This window comes from Armatimonadota bacterium, from assembly GCA_031459855.1.
Classification (GTDB): Bacteria; Sysuimicrobiota; Sysuimicrobiia; order Sysuimicrobiales; family Humicultoraceae; genus Fervidifonticultor; species Fervidifonticultor primus.
In genome coordinates this window covers 1,729,523-1,747,918 of sequence record JAVKHP010000001.1, presented here as the reverse complement: position 1 = coordinate 1,747,918, position 18,396 = coordinate 1,729,523, and the positions used below count along the sequence as shown (strand labels likewise).

Annotated in this window: 16 protein-coding genes; 12 read left to right on the top strand and 4 right to left on the bottom strand. The window is 73.2% G+C overall.

The features are described 5' to 3' along the window. Window positions 1–18 precede the first annotated feature (18 nt). Entirely contained in the window at window positions 19–3,201 is a 3,183-nt protein-coding gene (gene carB / locus QN157_07945) for a carbamoyl-phosphate synthase large subunit (protein ID MDR7555523.1), read from the bottom strand. Beyond that, a complete protein-coding gene (carA, locus tag QN157_07940) occupies window positions 3,194–4,294 on the bottom strand; it encodes a glutamine-hydrolyzing carbamoyl-phosphate synthase small subunit (protein ID MDR7555522.1) in 1,101 nt (366 codons plus the stop codon). The genes carB and carA overlap by 8 nt, the downstream gene beginning before the upstream one ends. Window positions 4,295–4,577: 283 nt before the next feature. Between carA and QN157_07935 the strand changes: the two genes are divergently transcribed. The 12 genes from QN157_07935 (at window position 4,578) to QN157_07880 (ending at window position 17,011) form a co-directional block, all read left to right on the top strand. Then, window positions 4,578–5,366: an ABC transporter ATP-binding protein gene (locus QN157_07935; protein ID MDR7555521.1), complete on the top strand. Its 789-nt coding sequence runs from the start codon at window positions 4,578–4,580 to the stop codon at window positions 5,364–5,366. Then, the gene (locus QN157_07930) at window positions 5,363–6,154 is read left to right on the top strand and encodes an ABC transporter permease (protein MDR7555520.1); all 792 of its coding nucleotides are present in this window, start codon (window positions 5,363–5,365) and stop codon (window positions 6,152–6,154) included. Before QN157_07935 ends, QN157_07930 begins: the two co-directional genes overlap by 4 nt. Before the next feature lie 166 nt (window positions 6,155–6,320). Further along, window positions 6,321–7,361 (top strand): ABC transporter substrate-binding protein, encoded by a 1,041-nt coding sequence (locus tag QN157_07925; GenBank protein MDR7555519.1) that lies wholly within the window; start codon window positions 6,321–6,323, stop codon window positions 7,359–7,361. Between the two features lie 492 nt (window positions 7,362–7,853). After that, complete coding sequence (gene gltB, locus QN157_07920) at window positions 7,854–12,404, top strand: glutamate synthase large subunit (GenBank protein MDR7555518.1); 4,551 nt, start codon at window positions 7,854–7,856, stop codon at window positions 12,402–12,404. A gap of 88 nt (window positions 12,405–12,492) precedes the next feature. Beyond that, entirely contained in the window at window positions 12,493–13,008 is a 516-nt protein-coding gene (locus tag QN157_07915; protein ID MDR7555517.1) for an NUDIX domain-containing protein, read from the top strand. A gap of 99 nt (window positions 13,009–13,107) precedes the next feature. Beyond that, entirely contained in the window at window positions 13,108–13,698 is a 591-nt protein-coding gene (locus QN157_07910) for an RNA polymerase sigma factor (GenBank protein ID MDR7555516.1), read from the top strand. Beyond that, window positions 13,695–13,934, top strand: coding sequence for a zf-HC2 domain-containing protein (locus tag QN157_07905; GenBank protein ID MDR7555515.1), 240 nt, complete (start codon window positions 13,695–13,697; stop codon window positions 13,932–13,934). The genes QN157_07910 and QN157_07905 overlap by 4 nt, the downstream gene beginning before the upstream one ends. Further along, entirely contained in the window at window positions 13,931–14,536 is a 606-nt protein-coding gene (locus QN157_07900) for a methyltransferase domain-containing protein (protein ID MDR7555514.1), read from the top strand. Before QN157_07905 ends, QN157_07900 begins: the two co-directional genes overlap by 4 nt. Window positions 14,537–14,629: 93 nt before the next feature. Then, window positions 14,630–14,761: a hypothetical protein gene (locus tag QN157_07895; GenBank protein ID MDR7555513.1), complete on the top strand. Its 132-nt coding sequence runs from the start codon at window positions 14,630–14,632 to the stop codon at window positions 14,759–14,761. A 90-nt stretch (window positions 14,762–14,851) separates the two neighbouring features. Beyond that, window positions 14,852–15,436, top strand: coding sequence for a hypothetical protein (locus QN157_07890; protein MDR7555512.1), 585 nt, complete (start codon window positions 14,852–14,854; stop codon window positions 15,434–15,436). Window positions 15,437–15,622: 186 nt separating this feature from the next. Beyond that, window positions 15,623–16,225: a DUF1326 domain-containing protein gene (locus tag QN157_07885; GenBank protein MDR7555511.1), complete on the top strand. Its 603-nt coding sequence runs from the start codon at window positions 15,623–15,625 to the stop codon at window positions 16,223–16,225. 102 nt (window positions 16,226–16,327) lie between these two features. Further along, window positions 16,328–17,011, top strand: a complete 684-nt coding sequence (locus tag QN157_07880; GenBank protein MDR7555510.1) for a DUF2182 domain-containing protein — start codon at window positions 16,328–16,330, stop codon at window positions 17,009–17,011. Window positions 17,012–17,033: 22 nt separating this feature from the next. Here the strand turns inward: QN157_07880 and QN157_07875 are convergent, their stop codons facing one another. Together QN157_07875 and queF are read right to left on the bottom strand one after the other, a co-directional pair. Then, a complete protein-coding gene (locus tag QN157_07875) occupies window positions 17,034–17,576 on the bottom strand; it encodes a VUT family protein (GenBank protein ID MDR7555509.1) in 543 nt (180 codons plus the stop codon). Window positions 17,577–17,668: 92 nt separating this feature from the next. Further along, window positions 17,669–18,106, bottom strand: coding sequence for a preQ(1) synthase (queF, locus tag QN157_07870; GenBank protein MDR7555508.1), 438 nt, complete (start codon window positions 18,104–18,106; stop codon window positions 17,669–17,671). Between the last annotated feature and the right edge of the window lie 290 nt (window positions 18,107–18,396).

Below are 18,396 nucleotides of genomic sequence, written 5' to 3'. Positions count from 1 at the left end.
GGCCGCGCGTCCGCGCGCCTACCCTGCCGGCGCCACCGCCGCCTCGACCCCCGGCGCGAACGCTTCGAGCAGCGCGCGGGCGGTGTCCAGCGAGGTGACCAGCGGCACCTGCAGCTCCACCGCCGCCCGGCGCAGGGCGAAGCCGGCGCGGTCGGGCCGGTAGCCGCGCGTCGGCGTGTTGATCACCACGTCGACGCCCCGGGCGCGCACGAGCGCGGGGGCGTCCGCCGCCCCGACCACCTCCACCGGCAGCCCCGCCGCGGTCAGGTGTGCCGCCGTGCCGGGCGTGGCCACCAGGGCGAACCCGCCGCGCACCGCCTCGGCGGCGAGGGCCGCGGCCTGCCCCTTGTCGCGGTCGGCGATCGAGAACAGCAGGCGCCGCCCCAGCTGCGCCGGCACGCCCGCGGCCACGAAGGCGCGTCGCAGCGCGGCCGCCGCGGTGGCGCCGGTACCCATCACCTCGCCGGTGGACCGCATCTCCGGCCCCAGCAACGGGTCGGCGCCGAACAGCTTGCCGGTGGAGAACACCGGCGCCTTGACGGCCCAGCGCGCGGGCGGCGGGAGCAGCCGCACGCCGGGGTAGCCGAGCTCGGCCAGGGACGTCCCCAGCATCACCTCGGTGGCCAGCCGGACCAGCGGCACGCCGGTGGCCTTGCTGACGAAGGGCACCGTGCGGCTGGCACGCAGGTTGACCTCGAGCACGTACGGCTGTCCCTGCCAGACCACGAACTGGATGTTGAGGAAGCCGCGCACCCGCAGCGCCCACGCGATGCGCGCCGCGTAGTCCAGCAGCCTGGCGCTGACCTCGCCCGAGACCGACCGCGCCGGCAGCAGCGCCATGCTGTCGCCCGAGTGTACGCCCGCACGCTCGATCTGTTCCATGAGCGCCGGCACCAGCAGGTTGGTGCCGTCGGCGACCGCGTCCAGCTCCACCTCGAGGCCGGCCAGGTAGCGGTCGAGCAGCACCGGGGCGGGCACGCCAGCGGCCGCCGCGCCGGCGAGCGCGTCGCGCGCCGCCTCCTCCACCTCGTCCAGCGTGCGGGCGATGACCATGCCCCGTCCGCCCAGCACGTACGAGGGCCGGACCAGCAGCGGCGGGCCCTCGCGGCGCGCGATGGCCACGGCCTCGTCGACCGTGGTGGCGGTCCATCCGGGCGGCTGGGGGATACCCAGCTCGCGCAGCAGGGCGGCGAACTTGCGCCGGTCTTCGGAGACGTCCAGGCTCTCGGGGGCCGTGCCCAGGATGCGCACGCCCTCGCGCGCCAGCGGCATCGCCGCCACCAGCGGTGTCTGCCCGCCGAACTGCACCAGCACGCCCTGGGCGCCCTCGCGCTCGACCACCGCGCGGACGTCGTCGGGCGTGAGCGGCTCGACGTAGAGGCGGTCGGAGAGGTCGAAGTCGGTGGACACCGTCTCGGGGTTGTTGTTCACGACCACGGCATCCCAGCCGGCCTGGCGCAGCGCCAGCACCGCGTGGACGGTGCAGTAGTCGAACTCGATGCCCTGGCCGATGCGGATCGGGCCCGAGCCGAGCACCACGGCCGTGCGCCGGCGCGGGGCGGGGACCTCGTCCTCCTCCTCCCAGGTGGCGTAGTAGTAGGGCGTGCGCGCGGGGAACTCGCCGGCGCACGTGTCGACGCTCTTGTAGGTAGGCCGCAGGCCCGCGGCCTCCCGGCGCGCCCGTACGTCCCGGGGGGACAGCCCCGTGAAGTGGGCGATGGCGCGGTCGTCGAAGCCCAGGCGCACCACGCGCCGCAGCAGCGCGGGGTCGAGGTGGGCGGGCCCGGCCGCCAGCGCCCGCTCGGCCGCCACGATGCGCGCCACCGCGGCCACGAAGAACGGGTCGATGCCGGTGGCGGCCACCAGCGCGTCTACCGCGGCGCCCCGGCGCAGCGCCTCGGCCAGGGCGAAGAGCCGGTGCTCGTGCGGCGTGCGCAGCCGCGCCCAGACCGCGTCGTCGCTCCACCGGTCGGCCACGGGGTGCCACAGGCCCACGGCCCCCATGTCCAGGCCGCGCACCCCTTTCAGCAAGGCCTCCTCGAAGGTCCGGCCCAGTGCCAGCACCTCGCCGGTGGACTTCATCTGGGTTCCCAGCGTGCGCTCCACGCCCGGGAACTTGTCGAAGGGCCAGCGCGGGATCTTCACGGCCAGGTAGTCCAGCGCCGGCTCGAACGCCGCGGTGCCGCCGGTGATGGCGTTGGTGATCGCATCCAGCCGCGCGCCCAGTGCGATCTGCGCGGCGACCCGCGCGATGGGGTAGCCGGTGGCCTTGGAGGCCAGGGCGCTCGACCGGCTGACCCGGGGGTTGACCTCGATGACGCAGTAGCGCGCGCCGGTCGGATCGGCGGGGTCGAGCGCGAACTGCACGTTGCACGCGCCGCGGATGTCCAGGGCCCGCACGATGCGCAGAGCCGCGCTGCGCAGCCGGTGGTAGGCGCGATCGGTGAGGGTCTGACTGGGCGCCACCACGATCGAGTCGCCCGTATGCACCCCCATCGGGTCCACGTTCTCCATGTTGCAGACCGTGATGGCGTTGTCGGCGCCGTCGCGCAGGACCTCGTACTCGATCTCCTTCCACCCGGCGACGCTCTTCTCGACCAGCACCTGGCCGATGGGCGACAGCCCCAGGCCCCGCGTCGCGACGGCCCGCACCTCCTCGGGGGTGGTCGCCACCCCGCCGCCGGTCCCCCCCAGCGTGTAGGCGGGCCGGATCACCACCGGCAGGCCCAGCTGCGAGGCGACGGTCAGCGCCTCGTCGACGGTACCCGCGGTCTGCGAGGGCGGCAGCGGCTCGCCGATGGCAGCCATCGTGGCCTTGAACAGCGCGCGGTCCTCGGCCCGGGCCACGGCCTCGATGGGCGTGCCCAGCACCCGCACGCCAAAGCGATCCAGCACGCCCGCCGCGTGCAGGGCGAGCCCCAGGTTCAGGGCCGTCTGCCCGCCCATCGTGACCAGCACGCCCGCCGGGCGCTCGCGCTCGATGATCTCGGCCAGCACCTCGGGCACCAGCGGTTCGATGTAGACGCGGTCGGCCACCTCGGGATCGGTCATGATCGTGGCCGGGTTGCTGTTGACCAGGACCACCTCGCAGCCCGCCTCGCGCAGCGCGCGGCACGCCTGCGTGCCCGAGTAGTCGAACTCGGCCGCCTGCCCGATGACGATGGGGCCCGACCCGATGATGAGGACGCGTTCCTTAGCCATGAGACCGGGGCACCGCCACCATGGCGAGGAACCGATCGAACACCGCCACCGAGTCCTGGGGCCCCGGACGGCCTTCGGGGTGGTACTGCACCGCGAAGACCGGCAGGTGGCGGTGGCGCATGCCTTCCACGGTGCCGTCGTGCAGGTTGCGGTGGGTGACCTGCAGGCCCGTGCCGGCCAGTGTGGCCTCGTCGACCGCATAGCCGTGGTTCTGGGTGGTGATGGCCACCCGCCCTGTCTCTTCGTCGCGCACCGGGTGGTTGGAACCACGGTGCCCGAAGGGCAGCTTGAAGGTGCGCGCGCCTGCGGCCAGCGCCAGGATCTGATGGCCCAGGCAGATGCCCAGCACGGGCATCGCCTCCCACAGGGCGGCGACTTCTCGGGCGATGGCGCCCAGCCGCGCCGGGTCGCCGGGACCGTTGCTGACCACCAGGCCCTGCGCACCGGAGGCCCGGATCTGCGCCGCCGTGGCGTCGTGCGGGAACACCGTGACGTCGCACCCGCGCGCCCGCAGGTGCCGGACGATGCCCTGCTTGGCCCCGCAGTCCAGGACCGCGATCCGCGGACCGTCGCCCGGATACCGCAGGACCTCGCGGGTCGAGACGCGCGCCACCAGGTCGAGGTCGCCGAGGTCGGGCAGGCCGCGCGCGCGGGCGAGCAGGTCGGCCGGCGACGCATCGCCGGTGGCGATCACCCCCCGCCGCACGCCGCCGGTGCGCAGGTGGCGGACCAGGCGCCGCGTGTCGACGCCGGCGATGCCCACCACGCCCCACGCGCGCAGGTAGTCGTCGAGGGCCGCGCGGCCGGCGGCCTCGTCGCCCGGCGCCGCCCAGCGGACCACGAAGCCGGCCACCTGGGGACGGGGCGACTCCAACGCCTCGTCCGTGAACCCGTAGTTGCCCACCAGCGGGTAGGCCATGACCACGATCTGCCCGCAGTAGGACGGGTCGCTCAGCACCTCCTGGTAGCCGGTCAGGCTGGTGGTGAAGACCACCTCGCCACCGGTCCACCCGGGGGCGCCGAGGGCCTCGCCGTCGAACATCTGTCCGTCGTCCAGGACCAGTCGCGCGCGGCGTGCGGGGTCTGCGCTCATGTGCATAAACATACCATCATAAGAATAAAAATGCAACAGGAAGTGCCCCGACGAGGGCGATCCGCGCCGCCGGCCACGGGACAGGACCTGCGGCCGATCGTACCCCTCGTGTCCGGCCCGCCGCCCCGTGGCGCGGGTGGCGCCAGGGCTGCGTCCCTCGCCGCCCCATCCCGACCGCGTCCCGCCCATCCGTCGCCGGAATGACGTCGACAGGAAGACACCGGAATGCCGCGGAACACTGAGAGCCGGTCGGACCGATCTCGCTTGCGTCCGACGATGTGGCATGGCGCCCAGGATCACCGTCACCGAGGTCTCCAAGGTCTACCGTACAGGACGCCGCACGGTGCGGGCGCTCGATCGGGTCTCGCTGCGAGTGGCCGACGGCGAGTTCGTCTGCATCGTGGGACCCTCGGGGTGCGGGAAGTCGACGCTGCTGCGCATCCTGGCAGGGCTCGTGCCCCAGACGTCGGGCACGGTGGAGATCCGGGCCAGCGGCCGCGGCAAGCCGCTGCACAGCCTGGTCTTCCAGGAGTACGCCATCTTCCCCTGGAAAACGGTCCTGGAGAACGTGGCCTTCGGGTTGCAGATGCGCGGGGTGTCCAGGCACGAGCGCGAGGCGATCGCGCGCGACTGGATCGTCCGGGTGGGCCTGGGGGAGTTCGCCGATGCCTACCCCCGCCAGCTCTCGGGCGGCATGCGCCAGCGCGTGGGCATCGCCCGGGCCTTCGCCAACGACCCCGAGGTGCTGCTCATGGACGAGCCGCTGGGCGCGCTGGACGCCCAGACGCGCCTGCTCCTGATGGACGAGCTGCTGCGGCTGTGGCAGGCGGACCGCAAGACCGTAGTCTACATCACCCACGACATCGAAGAGGCGGTGTTGCTGGGCGACCGCGTCGTCCTCATGACCGCACGCCCCGGGAGGTGGAAGGCCGAGTTCGCCGTGCCGTTCCCCCGTCCGCGGGGACTCGACCTCATGGCGACACCGGCGTTCGGCGGGCTCGCGTACCGGATCTGGGAAGCCCTGCGGGACGAGGCCCTGGCGGCGATGCGGGCCGGCGCCGCCGTTCCATGACCCCGGACGCCCGTGACCGCCTGCTGGCGGCCGGCGCCCCGGTCGCGCTGGTCGCGCTGTGGGAGGCGGCGGTGGCCGCCCGGGTGCTCGACCCGCGGTTCTTCCCTCCGCCGTCGCTCGTGGTGGTGACGCTGGGCCGGCTCGTGGCCGACGGGACCCTCGTGCAGCACACGCTGGTGAGCGTCGTGCGGGTGCTGGGGGGCTTCGCCATCGGAGGCGGCGCCGGCCTGGCCAGCGGCCTGCTCCTGGGCGTGGCCCGACCGCTGCGCGTGGCGCTCGAGCCGGTGATCTCGGCGCTCTACGTGATCCCCAAGGTCGCCATCCTGCCGCTCGTGATGCTCATCTTCGGCCTGGGGGAAGCGGCCAAGGTCGCCATCGTGGCCATCGCGACGTTCTTCGTGGTCGTGATCAACACCACCGCGGCGGTGATCGGCATCGAGCCGATCTACCTGGAGGCCGGCCGCGCGTTCGGCGCCCGTGGGGCGAGGCTGTTCGCCCACGTCGTCCTGCCGGGCGCGCTCCCGGCGATCTTCACCGGCCTGCGCCTGGCCCTGGGCACCGCGCTCATCGTGGTCATCGCCGCGGAGTTCGTCGCGGCCAAGGAAGGCATCGGCTACTTCATCTGGTTCGCGTGGAACACGCTGCGGCCCGAGGCGATGTTCGCGGGCTTCATCGTGATCGGCGCCCTCGGGATGCTGTCCTACGCGGCCGTGCACCGGGCCGCCGCGCGCCTGATGCCCTGGCAGGAGGAAGCCCCGGCGCGCGACGGTCGGCCTGAAGGCGCTTGATCCCCCAGCGTGTACGCGTCCGCAGAGGACGTAGCCTCCGGGAGGCGCCCTCCGCAGGGACGCCGCCGCCGGCGCAGTACTCTTCGGCGGGGCATAGCCTGCGGGGCGTGCTCTCCAGGGGGAGTCTCCAGCGGAGCGCGGGCCCCGACCGGGAGGAGCGCACACGATGACACACGAGCGATGGCACGGGCGCACGGTGCGCCGGGTCGGTCTGACGGTGGCGACGGTGCTCGCGACGGCTGCGCTGGTCGGCGGCGCGGTCCCCGGACGTGCGGCCGCACCGCCGGAGAAGGTCGTGGTGGCCCACGTGCCGCTGATCAACTTCGCCACGCTTTACGTCGCCCTCGAACGGGGCTTCATGGCGCAGCAGGGCCTGGAGGTCGAGCTGGTGCGCGTCGCCTCGGGGACCGAGGCCCTGGTCTTCCTGGCCCAGGACCGCCTCGACGTGGGGGCCATCGGGCTGGCGGCGTCCATCTTCAACGCCTTCAACCGCCGGCTGGACCTGCGCATCGTGGCCTCCACCTCGTCGTGGGGCCAGCGCCATGGCACCAAGATCCTGACCCGCGTCGACCTGTTCGATGCGGGCGAGGTGCGCTCCGTGCGCGACCTGAAGGGGCGGCGCGTCGCCGTTGCCGGCGGGGCGGGCTCGGCCGGCCACTACCTGTTCCTACTGGGTGCCCGGCGCGGCGGCATCGGCCCCCGTGACTTCGAGCTGGTGAACCTGCCCAACCCCAACCACGGCGCCGCGCTGGCCCAGGGGCGGGTAGACGCCTCGCTGACCGGCTCCCCCTTCGCCGCAGCGGCGCTGGCCCAGGGCCTGGCCCGACCGCTGCTGGAGAACTTCGCGCCCGGCACCGCCACCACGGTCTTCGCCTACTCCGGCGGGTTCATGCGCGCGCGCCCCGAGACGGCCACGCGGTTCCTGATGGCGCTCATGCAGGCAGCGCGCGCCATGCAGGGCCCGCGGTACTTCGACGACGAGAACGTCGCCGCGTACAAGAAGTACACCGGCGTGCGCGACGAGGTGCTGCGTGCCGAACCGCCCCTCGTGTACTACCCCGACATGCGCATCGTCACCGGCACCATCGTCGACATGGAGAAGACGTTTCGCGAGGCCGGGCTCGCCGACTACACGGCCCCGCTGCCCCTGGACGCGATGGTGACGACCCGCTTCCAGCAGGAGGCCCTCAGGCGGCTGGGACGGTAGAGCCCGCGCCCGTATGAGCGACGGCGCGTGGCCCTTGACAGTACCCGGCCGCCGTCTGTACATTCGGCACTAACGGCGGGCCGTCGCCGCGACGCGACCGTGCATGGGGCCCGCGACGCGGAGGAAGTGCGCCTAGGGTTCCGCGGCCCGAACGGGGCCGGTCTGGTTCGAGCGGCGCAGGCGGCAGACCGAGCCGCTACACCGTCGGGACAGAAGCCCGAGGGGTAGGTTCCTCGAGCCCGGAGGGTCGCCTCCGGTTCCCCATGGGGAGGAGCCCATCCCTCGGGTTTCTGCATTCCCGGGGCCGGCGTCCCGCGGGAACGATCGCGGCACCCGGGACGGACGACGCCACGGCTCGCGGCGTCGCGCCACGGGTGTGCAGCACCCGCCTGCGACCGTGTAGGCCGTGCGTGGCGTTGCGCTGATCCTTGCGGGCAGCCACGGGTCTGCAGCACAGCCGCGTGCGGCACGCCACGATCTCGGTGAGGCAGCATGGACCGAACAGCGGTCGTCCCGTCCGTCCTCGAACGCGAGCGCGACGCATGCGGCGTCGGCTTCGTGGCGGACCGGCGCGGTCGCCACAGCCACCGGATCCTCCGCCTGGCGCTGGATGCGGTGGCCGCGATGGCGCACCGCGGCGCGATCTCGGCCGACGGGAAGACCGGCGACGGCGCGGGCGTGCTCACCCAGATTCCCTACGCCCTGCTGCGTCGCGACCTGCGCCTGAAGACCCCCAACGCCGATCTGGGCCTGGGCATGCTCTTCCTACCCCAGGCGACCGACGCCGCCCGCGAAGCGTGGTTGCTGGTCGCCCAGACCCTGGACGCGTGCGGCATCCCGGTGCTGGGCTGGCGGGTGGTCCCGGTCGATCCCGCGGCCCTGGGCGACCACGCCCGTCGCACGATGCCCGAGATCGCCCAGGTCGTCGTGGGCCGGCCACGGGGGCACGACGACGACGCGTTCGAGCGGGCCCTGTACCGGGCCCGCCGGCGCATCGAGCGCCATGCGCAGGCGGCCGGCCTCCCCCTGTACATCCCCTCCCTGTCGCGGGCCACGGTGGTCTACAAGGGCCTGTTCGTGTCGCCCCAGCTGCCGCGCTTCTACCGCGACCTGGCCGACGACGCCTACGAGACGGCCATCGCCGTCTTCCACCAGCGCTACAGCACCAACACCTTCCCCTCGTGGTCGCTGGCCCAGCCGTTCCGGCTGCTGGCGCACAACGGCGAGATCAACACGCTGCAGGGGAACGTGGCCTGGATGACCGCGCGCGAAGCCAACCTGCGCTCGCCGCTGTGGCCCGAGGGACTGGACGACGTGCGCCCCATCATCCAGCCCGGCGGGTCCGACTCCGCCATGCTGGACAACGTGCTGGAACTGCTGGTGCGGGGCGGGCGCGACGTGCTCCACGCCATGCTCATGCTGGTGCCCGCCGCGTGGGAGGGGGTCCCCGACCTCCCCGAGGCCGTCCGCGGGTTCTACGAGTACCACTCCTGCCTGGTGGAAGCCTGGGACGGCCCCGCCGCGCTGGCGTTCTCCGACGGGCGCTACGTCGCAGCGGCGCTGGACCGCAACGGCCTGCGTCCGGCCCGCTACGTCGTCACCCGCGACGGCCTCGTGGTGGTGGCCTCCGAGGCCGGCGTCGTGGAGATCGGCCCCGACCGCGTGGTCGAAAAAGGTCGGCTTGGTCCGGGGCAGATGCTGGCGGTCGACACCTACAAGGGCATCGTGCTGCACGACGACGAGATCAAGGGCCTGTACGCCGTCCGTAAGCCCTACGCCGATTGGGTCGAGCGGCACCTGATCCGGCTGGACGACGTGCACGCCACCGGGGCCGTCCGTCCGCCGGCCGACCTCACCGCGCGCCAGCGCGTCTTCGGCTACACGGCGGAGGACGTGGGGTTCGTCCTGCGGACCATGGTCGAGGAGCGCAAGGACCCGGTCTTCTCCATGGGCGACGACACGCCGCTGGCCGCGCTCTCCGAGCGGTCGCGGCCGCTGGCCCACTTCTTCCGCCAGCGCTTCGCGCAGGTCACGAACCCGCCCATCGACCCGCTGCGCGAGCGGCTGGTGATGTCGCTGGCGGGCTACCTCGGGCCGCAGCAGAGCCTGCTGGAGGAAGATCCGCTGCACGCCCGGCTGATCCACCTGCCCTCGCCGGTGTTGACGCCCGACGTCATGGACGCGATCCGCGTGCGGTCACCGTGGCCGGTGGTCGAGCTCGACGCCCTCTTCCCGGCCGCCGACGGCCCTGGGGGGCTGGGCCCGGCCCTGGACGCCCTGGTCGCCCGTGCCTGCGCCGCCGTCGAGGGCGGCGCAGGCCTGGTGATCCTCACCGACCGGGGGGTCACGCCGACCCAGGCGCCGATCCCCATGCTGCTCGCGGTCTCCGCCGTCCACCACGGCTTGATCCGGCGCGGGCTGCGCGCCCGCACGGGGCTGCTGTGCGAGTCGGGCGAGGCGCGCGACATCCACCAGTTCGCCACGTTGATCGGGTACGGCGCCAGCGGCGTGCACGCGTACCTGGCGATCCAGACCATCACCGCCGACGCCGCCGACGCCCGCGCGGCCCGTGAGCGCATCGAGCAGTGGCGCCAGGCCGTGGAGGACGGGCTGCTCAAGATCATCTCCAAGATGGGGATCAGCACGCTGGCGGCCTACCACGGCGCGCAGATCTTCGAGGCCGTGGGGCTGGACGCCGACGTGGTGGCGCGGTACTTCCCGGGTACGCCCGCCCACCTGGGCGGGGTCGGGCTCGAGGAGCTCGCCGCCGCGGTGCTGCGGCGGCACGCGCGGGCTTTCGCGGACGCGGCGACCGCGCTGGAGGAGTCGGGCTTCGTGCGCTTCGTGCGCGACGGCGAGTACCACGCCTTCAACCCCTACGTGGTCAAGGCCGTCCGCCAGGCCGCCCAGGTGCCGGGGCGCACGGGCCGGAGCGCGGCCGAGCGCGGGGTCGCCGTCGGCGACGCGTTCGCCCGCCTGGAGGCCCTGGTCGACGACCGGCCGCCCACCGAGGTGCGCGACCTGCTCGAGTTCGTGCCGGGGACGCCCGTCCCGCTGGAGGAGGTCGAGCCGGCCGCGCAGATCGTCCGGCGCTTCGTCATCTCGGCCATGTCGCACGGCGCCCTGTCGCGGGAGGCCCACGAGGCCCTGGCCATCGCGGCCAACCGCCTGGGCGCCCGGTCCAACAGCGGCGAGGGCGGCGAGGACCCCGCGCGCTACCGCCCCTACCCCACCGGCGACTGGGCCAACAGCGCCATCAAGCAGATCGCCTCGGCCCGCTTTGGGGTCACCCCGGCCTACGTGCTCTCGGCGCAGGAGCTGGAGATCAAGATGGCCCAGGGCAGCAAGCCCGGCGAGGGCGGCCAGCTCCCGGGACACAAGGTGAGCGAGGAGATCGCGCGCATCCGGCGCAGCCAGCCGGGCATCACCCTGATCTCGCCACCGCCGCACCACGACATCTACAGCATCGAAGACCTCGCGCAGCTCATCTACGACCTCAAGGTCGTGCACCCGCAGGCGCGGGTGGCCGTGAAGCTCGTGGCCTCCGCCGGCGTGGGCACCATCGCCGCGGGCGTGGCCAAGGGGTACGCCGACACGATCCAGATCAGCGGGCATGCGGGCGGGACCGGCGCCTCGCCGCTGGACTCGATCAAGCACGCGGGCGCGCCCTGGGAGGTCGGGCTGGTCGAGACGCAGCGCGTGCTGGTGGAGAACGGGCTCCGCGGCCGGGTGCGGCTGCGCGTGGACGGCGGGCTCAAGGTGGCCCGCGACGTCGTCATCGCCGCCATGCTGGGCGCCGACGAGTTCGGCTTCGGCAGCGTCGCCGTGGTGGCCCTGGGGTGCGTGATGGCGCGCCAGTGCCACCTCAACACGTGCCCCGTGGGCATCGCCACCCAGCGGGACGACCTGCGCCGGAAGTTCCCGGGCAAGCCCGAGAACGTGGTGAACTTCTTCCTGGGCCTGGCGGAGCAGGTGCGCGCGCTGCTGGCGCAGCTGGGGGTGCGCCGGCTCGACGAGATCATCGGCGACGTCTCGCGGCTGCGCGTGCGCGCCAACGCGCGCGCCCGGCTGGACGTCGCGCCGCTGCTGGCGCAGGCAGCCGCCATCGTCGGCGCCCAGCCGGGCGGTGCCGCGACGACCGCCGGCGTCCCCGCCGGCGAGCCCCCGGCGCCCCGGCCCCGCCGCAACCTCCAGCGGCGCAACGACCGGCCCGAGGTCCCCTTCGACGAGGTCCACCTGCTGCCGTTGCTGCCGCGCATCGAGGCCGGCGAAGCCGTCGAAGCGTCGTTTGCGATCGACAACACGCACCGCACCGTCGGCGCGCGGCTGGCCGGCGCCATCGCCGCCCGGTGGGGCGACGAGGGCCTGCCGGAGGGCACGGTGCGTCTGACATTCGCGGGGACGGCAGGCCAGAGTTTCGGCGCCTTCCTGGTCCCCGGGATGCACCTGCGGCTGGTGGGCGAGGCCAACGACTACGTCGGCAAGGGCATGGCCGGCGGCGAGATCGCCATCACCCCGCCCGCGCCGCTGCTGGCCGAGAGCCACCGCCACGTGATCGCCGGCAACACGCTGCTCTACGGCGCCACCGGCGGCCGCCTGTTCGCCGCCGGCCGTGTGGGCGAGCGCTTCGCGGTGCGCAACTCCGGGGCCACGGCGGTGGTCGAGGGCTGTGGGGACCACGGGTGCGAGTACATGACCGGCGGCGTGGTGGTGATCCTGGGCGAGGTCGGCCGTAACTTCGGCGCGGGCATGACCGGGGGCGAGGCCTTCGTCTACGACGACGCCGGTACCCTCCCCCTGCGCTACAACACGCAGCTGGTGACGATCACCCGCCCCGACGATGCGGACGCCGAGCGCCTGCACGCGCTGGTGACGGCCCACTACCGCGCCACCGGCAGCCGGCGGGCACGGATGCTGCTGGCGAACTGGGACGCCCACCGGACGCGGTTCTGGAAGGTGACGCCCAAGGGCACGCCGGCACGACCGGCCACCCCCGCCGATGGTCGGGCTGCGTCGGTCGCGCGGGCAGCCCCTCGGCCCTAGCGCGACGCTGTCCGCGCGGGATGGGGCTGCCAAGCGCCGGGAGGCGCTGGGAACGCGTCCAGAGGTAGCTCGGCACGCCTACCTCCCGGTGCGCCGGATCGCGATTCCGCCGCGCATGACGCTGCGGGCCTGCTATCCTGGACCCATGGCGGCTGTCGAGCTAATCGCGCGTGCGGTCATCGTGGCCGGGGGCAGGATCCTCCTGGCCCGCAAGCCGGGCGCGTCCCATACCTTCCTCCCGGGTGGACACATCGAGGTAGGCGAGCCGGCCGCCGACGCCGTGCTGCGGGAACTGCGCGAGGAGCTGGGCGTCAGCGGGCGGGTCGAGCGGTTCCTGGGCGCCGTCGAGCACGGGTGGCAGACGCCTGCCGGCTACGCTCACGAACTGAACCTGCTGTTCCTGGTGGCGGCGCCCGAGCTCGATCCGACGATCGCGCCCAGGTCGCGGGAAGCGCAGCTGCAGTTCCTCTGGCAGCCCGTCGACCGTCTGGACGCCGCGCGGGTGGAACCGAGGGTGCTGCCGGCGGTCCTCCCCCGCTGGCTGGTTGCAGGCGGCGCCGGGTGGGCCAGCACGCTGGCAGCGCCGCCCGAGGCGGGCGATTGACCGGCCGCCACCAGGATGACGCCCGTCAGACGCCCCGCGCAATAAACCGGCGCGCGCGCGCCGTCTCTGGTAGCAGGCGCAGGTGAATCGGGGGGACGCATGGCCGAGCTCTCGTCCGTACCCCGCACGACCTTCGAAGACGTCGTCCGGCCGCACCTGGACTACCTGTACGCGGTCGCGGTGCGGCTGTGCGGCAACCGGACCGCCGCCGAGGACCTCGTGCAGGACGCCCTGCTGCGCGCGTTCCGGGGCTTTGCGGGCCTGCGCAACCGTGACCGTCCGCGGGTGTGGCTCACGCGCATCCTCACCCGCGCGTACTACGACCGCGTCGATGCCGACGCGCACGCGCCCGCCACGGAGTCGGGCGACGACCGCTTCGACCTCTTCGACACCATCGTCGAGGACGACCCCTTCCCCTACTCCGACCGCGTGCACCTCGACTTCCTCGAGCTCTTCGACGACGCCCGCATCCTCGACGTCCTGCAGCAAGTCCCGCCGCTGCACCGCGTGGCCCTCATCCTTGCCTACATCTACGGGTACAAGGCACGCGAGATCGCCGAGATCACCGGCCGGCCGGTGGGCACCGTCCTGTCCTGGCTGCACCGTGGCCGCCGCCAGCTGGAACGGGAGCTCTGGGAGTACGCGCAGCGCCACCGGCTCTTGAGTCCGCCCCGGGAGGGGTCCACGTGATCAGCTGTAAGGACGCCGTGGCACGCCTGTGGGAGTACCTCGACCGCAACCTCGGTCGCGTCGAGGAGCGCGAGCTGGAAGAACACCTCGGCCTGTGCCGCCACTGCTGCGGGGAGCTGGAGTTCGCCCAGCAGCTGCGCACGCGCCTGCGGCAGGAGGGGCCGGCGGTGACGCTCCCGCCGGAGACCCGCCACAAGCTCGAGGCCTTCGTCAGGAGCCTGGGAGAGCAGCGATGAGCCACCACGTGCCCCACCCGGCCGTGCGCACTACCGACGATCTGCTGGACCAGGAGGGGATCCGCGACCTCGTCCGGCAGGCCTACCGCGCCGTCATCGGCACCACGACCAGCGTGGCCGAGCGCCTCTACACCGCAGAGCAGCTGCGCCTGCTCCCGCCGGGCGCCATCGCGCAGGCCCTGGGTGTGGGGAACCCCGTGCGGGCGGCGGCGCTCGCCCCCGGCGAGGTCGTCATCGACCTGGGCTGCGGCGGTGGGATCGACACGATCCTCGCGGCGCACGCGGTGGCGCCGGACGGCAGGGCCATCGGGCTGGACATGCTGCCGGAGATGCTGGCGGTGGCCGCCCGCAACGCCGAGGCGGCCGGTGTGACCAACGTGGAGTGGCTGCGCGGCGAGATCGAAGCGATCCCCCTGCCCGACGCGAGCGTGGACGTCGCCATCAGCAACGGCGTGATCAACCTCTCGCCGCGCAAGTCGCGGGCCTTCGCCGAGGTGTTCCGCATCCTGCGGCCAGGCGGCCGGATGGCGGTGGCGGACATCGTGGTGGACGAGGACCTGCCCCCGCAGGTGCTGACCAGCGCCGCCGCGTGGGCGGGCTGACTCTCGGGCGCCCTGGCGGAGCGTGTCTTCGTCAGCAAGCTGCAGAAGATCGGGTTCGTCGAGATCGCGCGGGGGGAGGAGCTGCCGTTCGGCGTGGACGAGTGCGAGCAGTACCCGTTGTTCACCCCGGAACTGATCGCGCTCATGCGCCGCCTCATCCCCCCGGAGCGCCAGCCGCACGTGGCGCGCTCGGTGATCTTCTCGGCGCGCAAGCCGCGGGGGTGACCGGCGCTGCTGGGGCGGGCCGCGGACGCGGCGTGTGCGGACGCCGGTGCGGTGGGTCGTCGACGCGGGCTGAACGGAGGCTGAGGTGACATGCCCTGGGTGCGCACGCTGGACGAGAACGACGTGACGGGGGCCTTGCGGCAGGCCTACGAAGCCGACCTGGCACGGCTGGGATTCGTCATGGAGGCCACCCGGGCGCTGTCGCTGCGGCCTGAGCTGGCCACCGCGCTGGACGCCTTCACGGCAGCCGTGAAGCAGGTCTCGGCGCTCACCCCGCACGAGCGCCGGTTGATCAGCCTGCTGGTGGCCCACCGCCTGCGCTCGACGTACTGCGTGCTGGTCTACGCCGTCGACGTCGAGCGCGACCTGGGCGGCCTGGATCGCGTGCGCGCCGTGCTCCACGACTACCGCACCGCCGGACTCGACGCGCGCACCGTGGCCATCCTGGACTACGCCCTGGCGGCGGCCGCCGGGCACCCCGTGGCAGCACAGGTCGACCGGCTGCGGGCCGTCGGCCTCGACGACGGCGCCATCATCGACGTGGCGGTGTGGGCCACGCTGCGCGCGCTGCGCAGCCGGGTCTACGAGGCGCTCGGCGTCGAGACCGACCCGTTCTTCCTGGAGCAGGCCGACCTGGTCGAGGCGGTCCTGGGCGACGGGACGCAGCCAGCGTAGCGTCGTGCCGACGGCGCGCCGCCTGAGCGCCCCGCCCGGGGTGCACGGTGCGGCACCGGGTAGGGGCGCAGACCACCATCGGCCGATCGGCCATTGGGAGACCGATCCGCGATCGTTGCTCGATACGATACGCTGCGGGCCCCGCGAACGCGACGATCTCCGGGGCCCCGCATAGGGGGGAGCGCCATGGGATACGCACTGGAAGGGCAGATGCTGGAAGCGTGCTCGTGTGCGGCGGTGTGCCCCTGCTGGGTGGGGCAGGACCCCGACGGCGGGGCCTGCCAGGGCCTCATCGCGTACCATTACGACCGCGGGCAGATCGGCGGCGTCGACGTGGCCGGTCTGACGCTGGCCCTGGCGGTCCAGATTCCCGGGAACGTCCTCAAGGGCAACTGGAAGGCGGTGGTCTTCGTCGACAGCCGGGCGACCCAGCAGCAGAAGGAGGCCATCCTGGCAGCGCACACCGGTAGGCTGGGCGGCCCGCTCGCCGACCTGGCGCCGCTGGTCGGCGAGGTGTTGGGCGTCTACGACGCGCCCATCGACTTCAGCTTCCGTGACGGCAAGGGCCACATCAGGATCGGCGACGCCGTGGCCAGCGAGATGGAACCCCTCACCGACCTCCAGGGGCACCCCACGAAGCTGGTGGACAGCGTGTTCTCCACCATTCCCGGGTCTGCCGCCACGGTCGGCAAAGCGACCTCGTTCCGGGCCGACGTGCCGCAGCACCGCATCCACTGGGAGTACCAGGGGCGCAACGCGGTGCTCGGACCGTTTCGGTTCACTGCCTGACCGGTCCCAGGATCGACGGTGATCGGTGCGTTCCGCACCCCCGACGACGCCCGCTGGTACCGGCTGGCGCTCGTGGTGCTGATCGGCGCGGCATGGCTGGTGATGGCGTGGTGGGGTGCATCGCCGCACGCGATCTGGCTCAGCCACCGGGAGGCCGGGGCGGTGGCTCCAGCCCCGGCCTCCCGGGCGGCCGTGTTCCTCGTCGGCTGGCTCGTCATGACCGTGGCCATGATGCTCCCCGGCAGCCTGCCACTGCTCACCCTGTTCCGCCGCATGGTGGCGGCGCGGCCCGGGCGTGCAGGGCTGCTGGCGCGCCTCGGCGCGGGCTATCTGACCATGTGGGCGGCGGTGGGCGCGGCGGCGCTGGCAGGAGACACCGTCGTGCACGCGGTAGCCGAGCGCGTCGCCGGGCTGGACGCCCTGCTCCCGCCTGCGGTCCTGCTGGCAGCGGGCGCGTACCAGTTCACCAGGCTGAAGGAGCGCTGCCTTGCCGTGTGCCGTTCGCCGCTGGCCTTCGTCGCCGGACGCTGGCGCGGCAGCGCCCCCGGCCGGGAGGCGTGGGCCCTGGGGTTGCACCACGGTCTCTTCTGTGTCGGCTGCTGCTGGACGCTGATGCTGGTGATGTTCGCGGTGGGGGTCGCGCACCTGGGGTGGATGCTCGGGCTGGGAGCCCTGATGACGGCGGAACGTACGATGCCCTGGGGCAGGCGCCTGGCGAAACCCGCAGGCGCAGCGCTCGTCGCCTGGGCGCTCGTGACCGTCGCCGCGGGCACGACGCCATTCTAGGGCAGCGACCTGCTGCTGGCGCTCAGGTGGTCTCTTCCTGCGCGTCGCGCCGCCGGAGGTAGGCCACCAGGGGCAGGGCCACCGCCGTCATCCACGCCTTGCCGATGATCTGCCCGCCGATGAACTGCAACGAGCCGAAGGCCAGGAACAGGAACACCGCCGAGTCGACCACCAGGCCCACGAGGTTGGACGCCACCGTCGCCACCACGAGGTTGCGCTCCTGCAGGGGCGTGTAGACCAGCAGGTCCATCGTCTCCGAGAGCAGGAACGCCGTCCCCGACGCCAGGGCCAGCTGCGCCGACAGCAGCGCCGAGAGCAGCGCGCCCGCGACGATGGCCGCCACCGCGACCCCGCGCCCCAGCCGTCGCTGCACCAGGTCGCGCAGCGTGAACGACAGCCCGATCGCCAGCACGCCCGAGGGCGCCATCACCCCCGGCCAGACCGGGACCAGGCACGGGCCGTCGGGCGGGCACGCCGTCCCCACGTGGCGGATCAGGTAGTTGGCAAGCCAGATCGACCCGACGAAGGCTCCGGCGAAGACCCAGCCTTCCTGTCGCCTGGTCATGTCCGCGGGGCGCCCACGGCTACTCGTCCTGGCCCAACCCGCCCCACCCGCCGAGCTCCTGTCACGTGGTCATGTCCGCGGCGCGCGCACGGCTACGGGCCTCGCCCGTCCTGCGGCCAGCGCACGGTCACCGTGGTGTGCAGGCCGCCCCGGACGTTGTAGTCCAGCTGGAGCTCCATCCAGACCGGCTGGGTGGCGGCCACCAGGTCCTGCAGGATGCGGTTGGCCGCATGCTCCTGGTAGATGCCGACGTTGCGGTACGAGTGCAGGTAGTACTTGAACGACTTCAGCTCGAGCACGCGCTCGCGGGGCAGGTAGCGCACCCGCAGCCGGCCGAAGTCGGGCAGCCCGGACCAGGGGCAGACCGCCGTGAACTCGTCGGTCGCGATCTCGACCACGGCGGGGCTGCCCGGGTACTCGTAGGCGAACGTCTCCAGGCGTGCGGCGTCGATGCGGTCGTACCCTTCGACGTCCCAGCGCCGCTCGACGGGCATGGGCGCGTCGACTGAGGTACCTGCGGGCCGGTGCATGGCCGTCCTCCTCTCGGCGGTCTCGCCTGCATCATACGCAGCCGCTGGGGCGACGACAACCGCGGCGCTGCGCGCATCTCTTCGGTTCCGTCGCCCCCGGGGTTGCCTCGTGCTGTGATGCCCGCAGGGTCAGGATGACGCGCCCCATGGCCGTCCCTGCCGGGCTCCGGTGTGCCGCAAGCGGTGGCACCCCCGGCCCTGGGGCGCGCGGCACAAGGCTCCGGACGCCTCCGCGACGAATGTTCTTGCATAGAATAGTGTTGCGTCCGAGAGCGCTGCGCGCAGACCGG

Bases quoted from the DNA above. Each gene is read 5' to 3' on its own strand.
- carB (MDR7555523.1), bottom strand. From the start codon at position 3,201: ATGGCTAAGGAACGCGTCCTCATCATCGGGTCGGGCCCCATCGTCATC.
- carA (MDR7555522.1), bottom strand. From the start codon at position 4,294: ATGAGCGCAGACCCCGCACGCCGCGCGCGACTGGTCCTGGACGACGGA.
- QN157_07935 (MDR7555521.1), top strand. From the start codon at position 4,578: ATGGCGCCCAGGATCACCGTCACCGAGGTCTCCAAGGTCTACCGTACA.
- QN157_07930 (MDR7555520.1), top strand. From the start codon at position 5,363: ATGACCCCGGACGCCCGTGACCGCCTGCTGGCGGCCGGCGCCCCGGTC.
- QN157_07925 (MDR7555519.1), top strand. From the start codon at position 6,321: ATGACACACGAGCGATGGCACGGGCGCACGGTGCGCCGGGTCGGTCTG.
- gltB (MDR7555518.1), top strand. From the start codon at position 7,854: ATGGACCGAACAGCGGTCGTCCCGTCCGTCCTCGAACGCGAGCGCGAC.
- QN157_07910 (MDR7555516.1), top strand. From the start codon at position 13,108: ATGGCCGAGCTCTCGTCCGTACCCCGCACGACCTTCGAAGACGTCGTC.
- QN157_07900 (MDR7555514.1), top strand. From the start codon at position 13,931: ATGAGCCACCACGTGCCCCACCCGGCCGTGCGCACTACCGACGATCTG.
- QN157_07890 (MDR7555512.1), top strand. From the start codon at position 14,852: ATGCCCTGGGTGCGCACGCTGGACGAGAACGACGTGACGGGGGCCTTG.
- QN157_07885 (MDR7555511.1), top strand. From the start codon at position 15,623: ATGGGATACGCACTGGAAGGGCAGATGCTGGAAGCGTGCTCGTGTGCG.
- QN157_07880 (MDR7555510.1), top strand. From the start codon at position 16,328: ATGGCGTGGTGGGGTGCATCGCCGCACGCGATCTGGCTCAGCCACCGG.
- QN157_07875 (MDR7555509.1), bottom strand. From the start codon at position 17,576: ATGACCAGGCGACAGGAAGGCTGGGTCTTCGCCGGAGCCTTCGTCGGG.
- queF (MDR7555508.1), bottom strand. From the start codon at position 18,106: ATGCACCGGCCCGCAGGTACCTCAGTCGACGCGCCCATGCCCGTCGAG.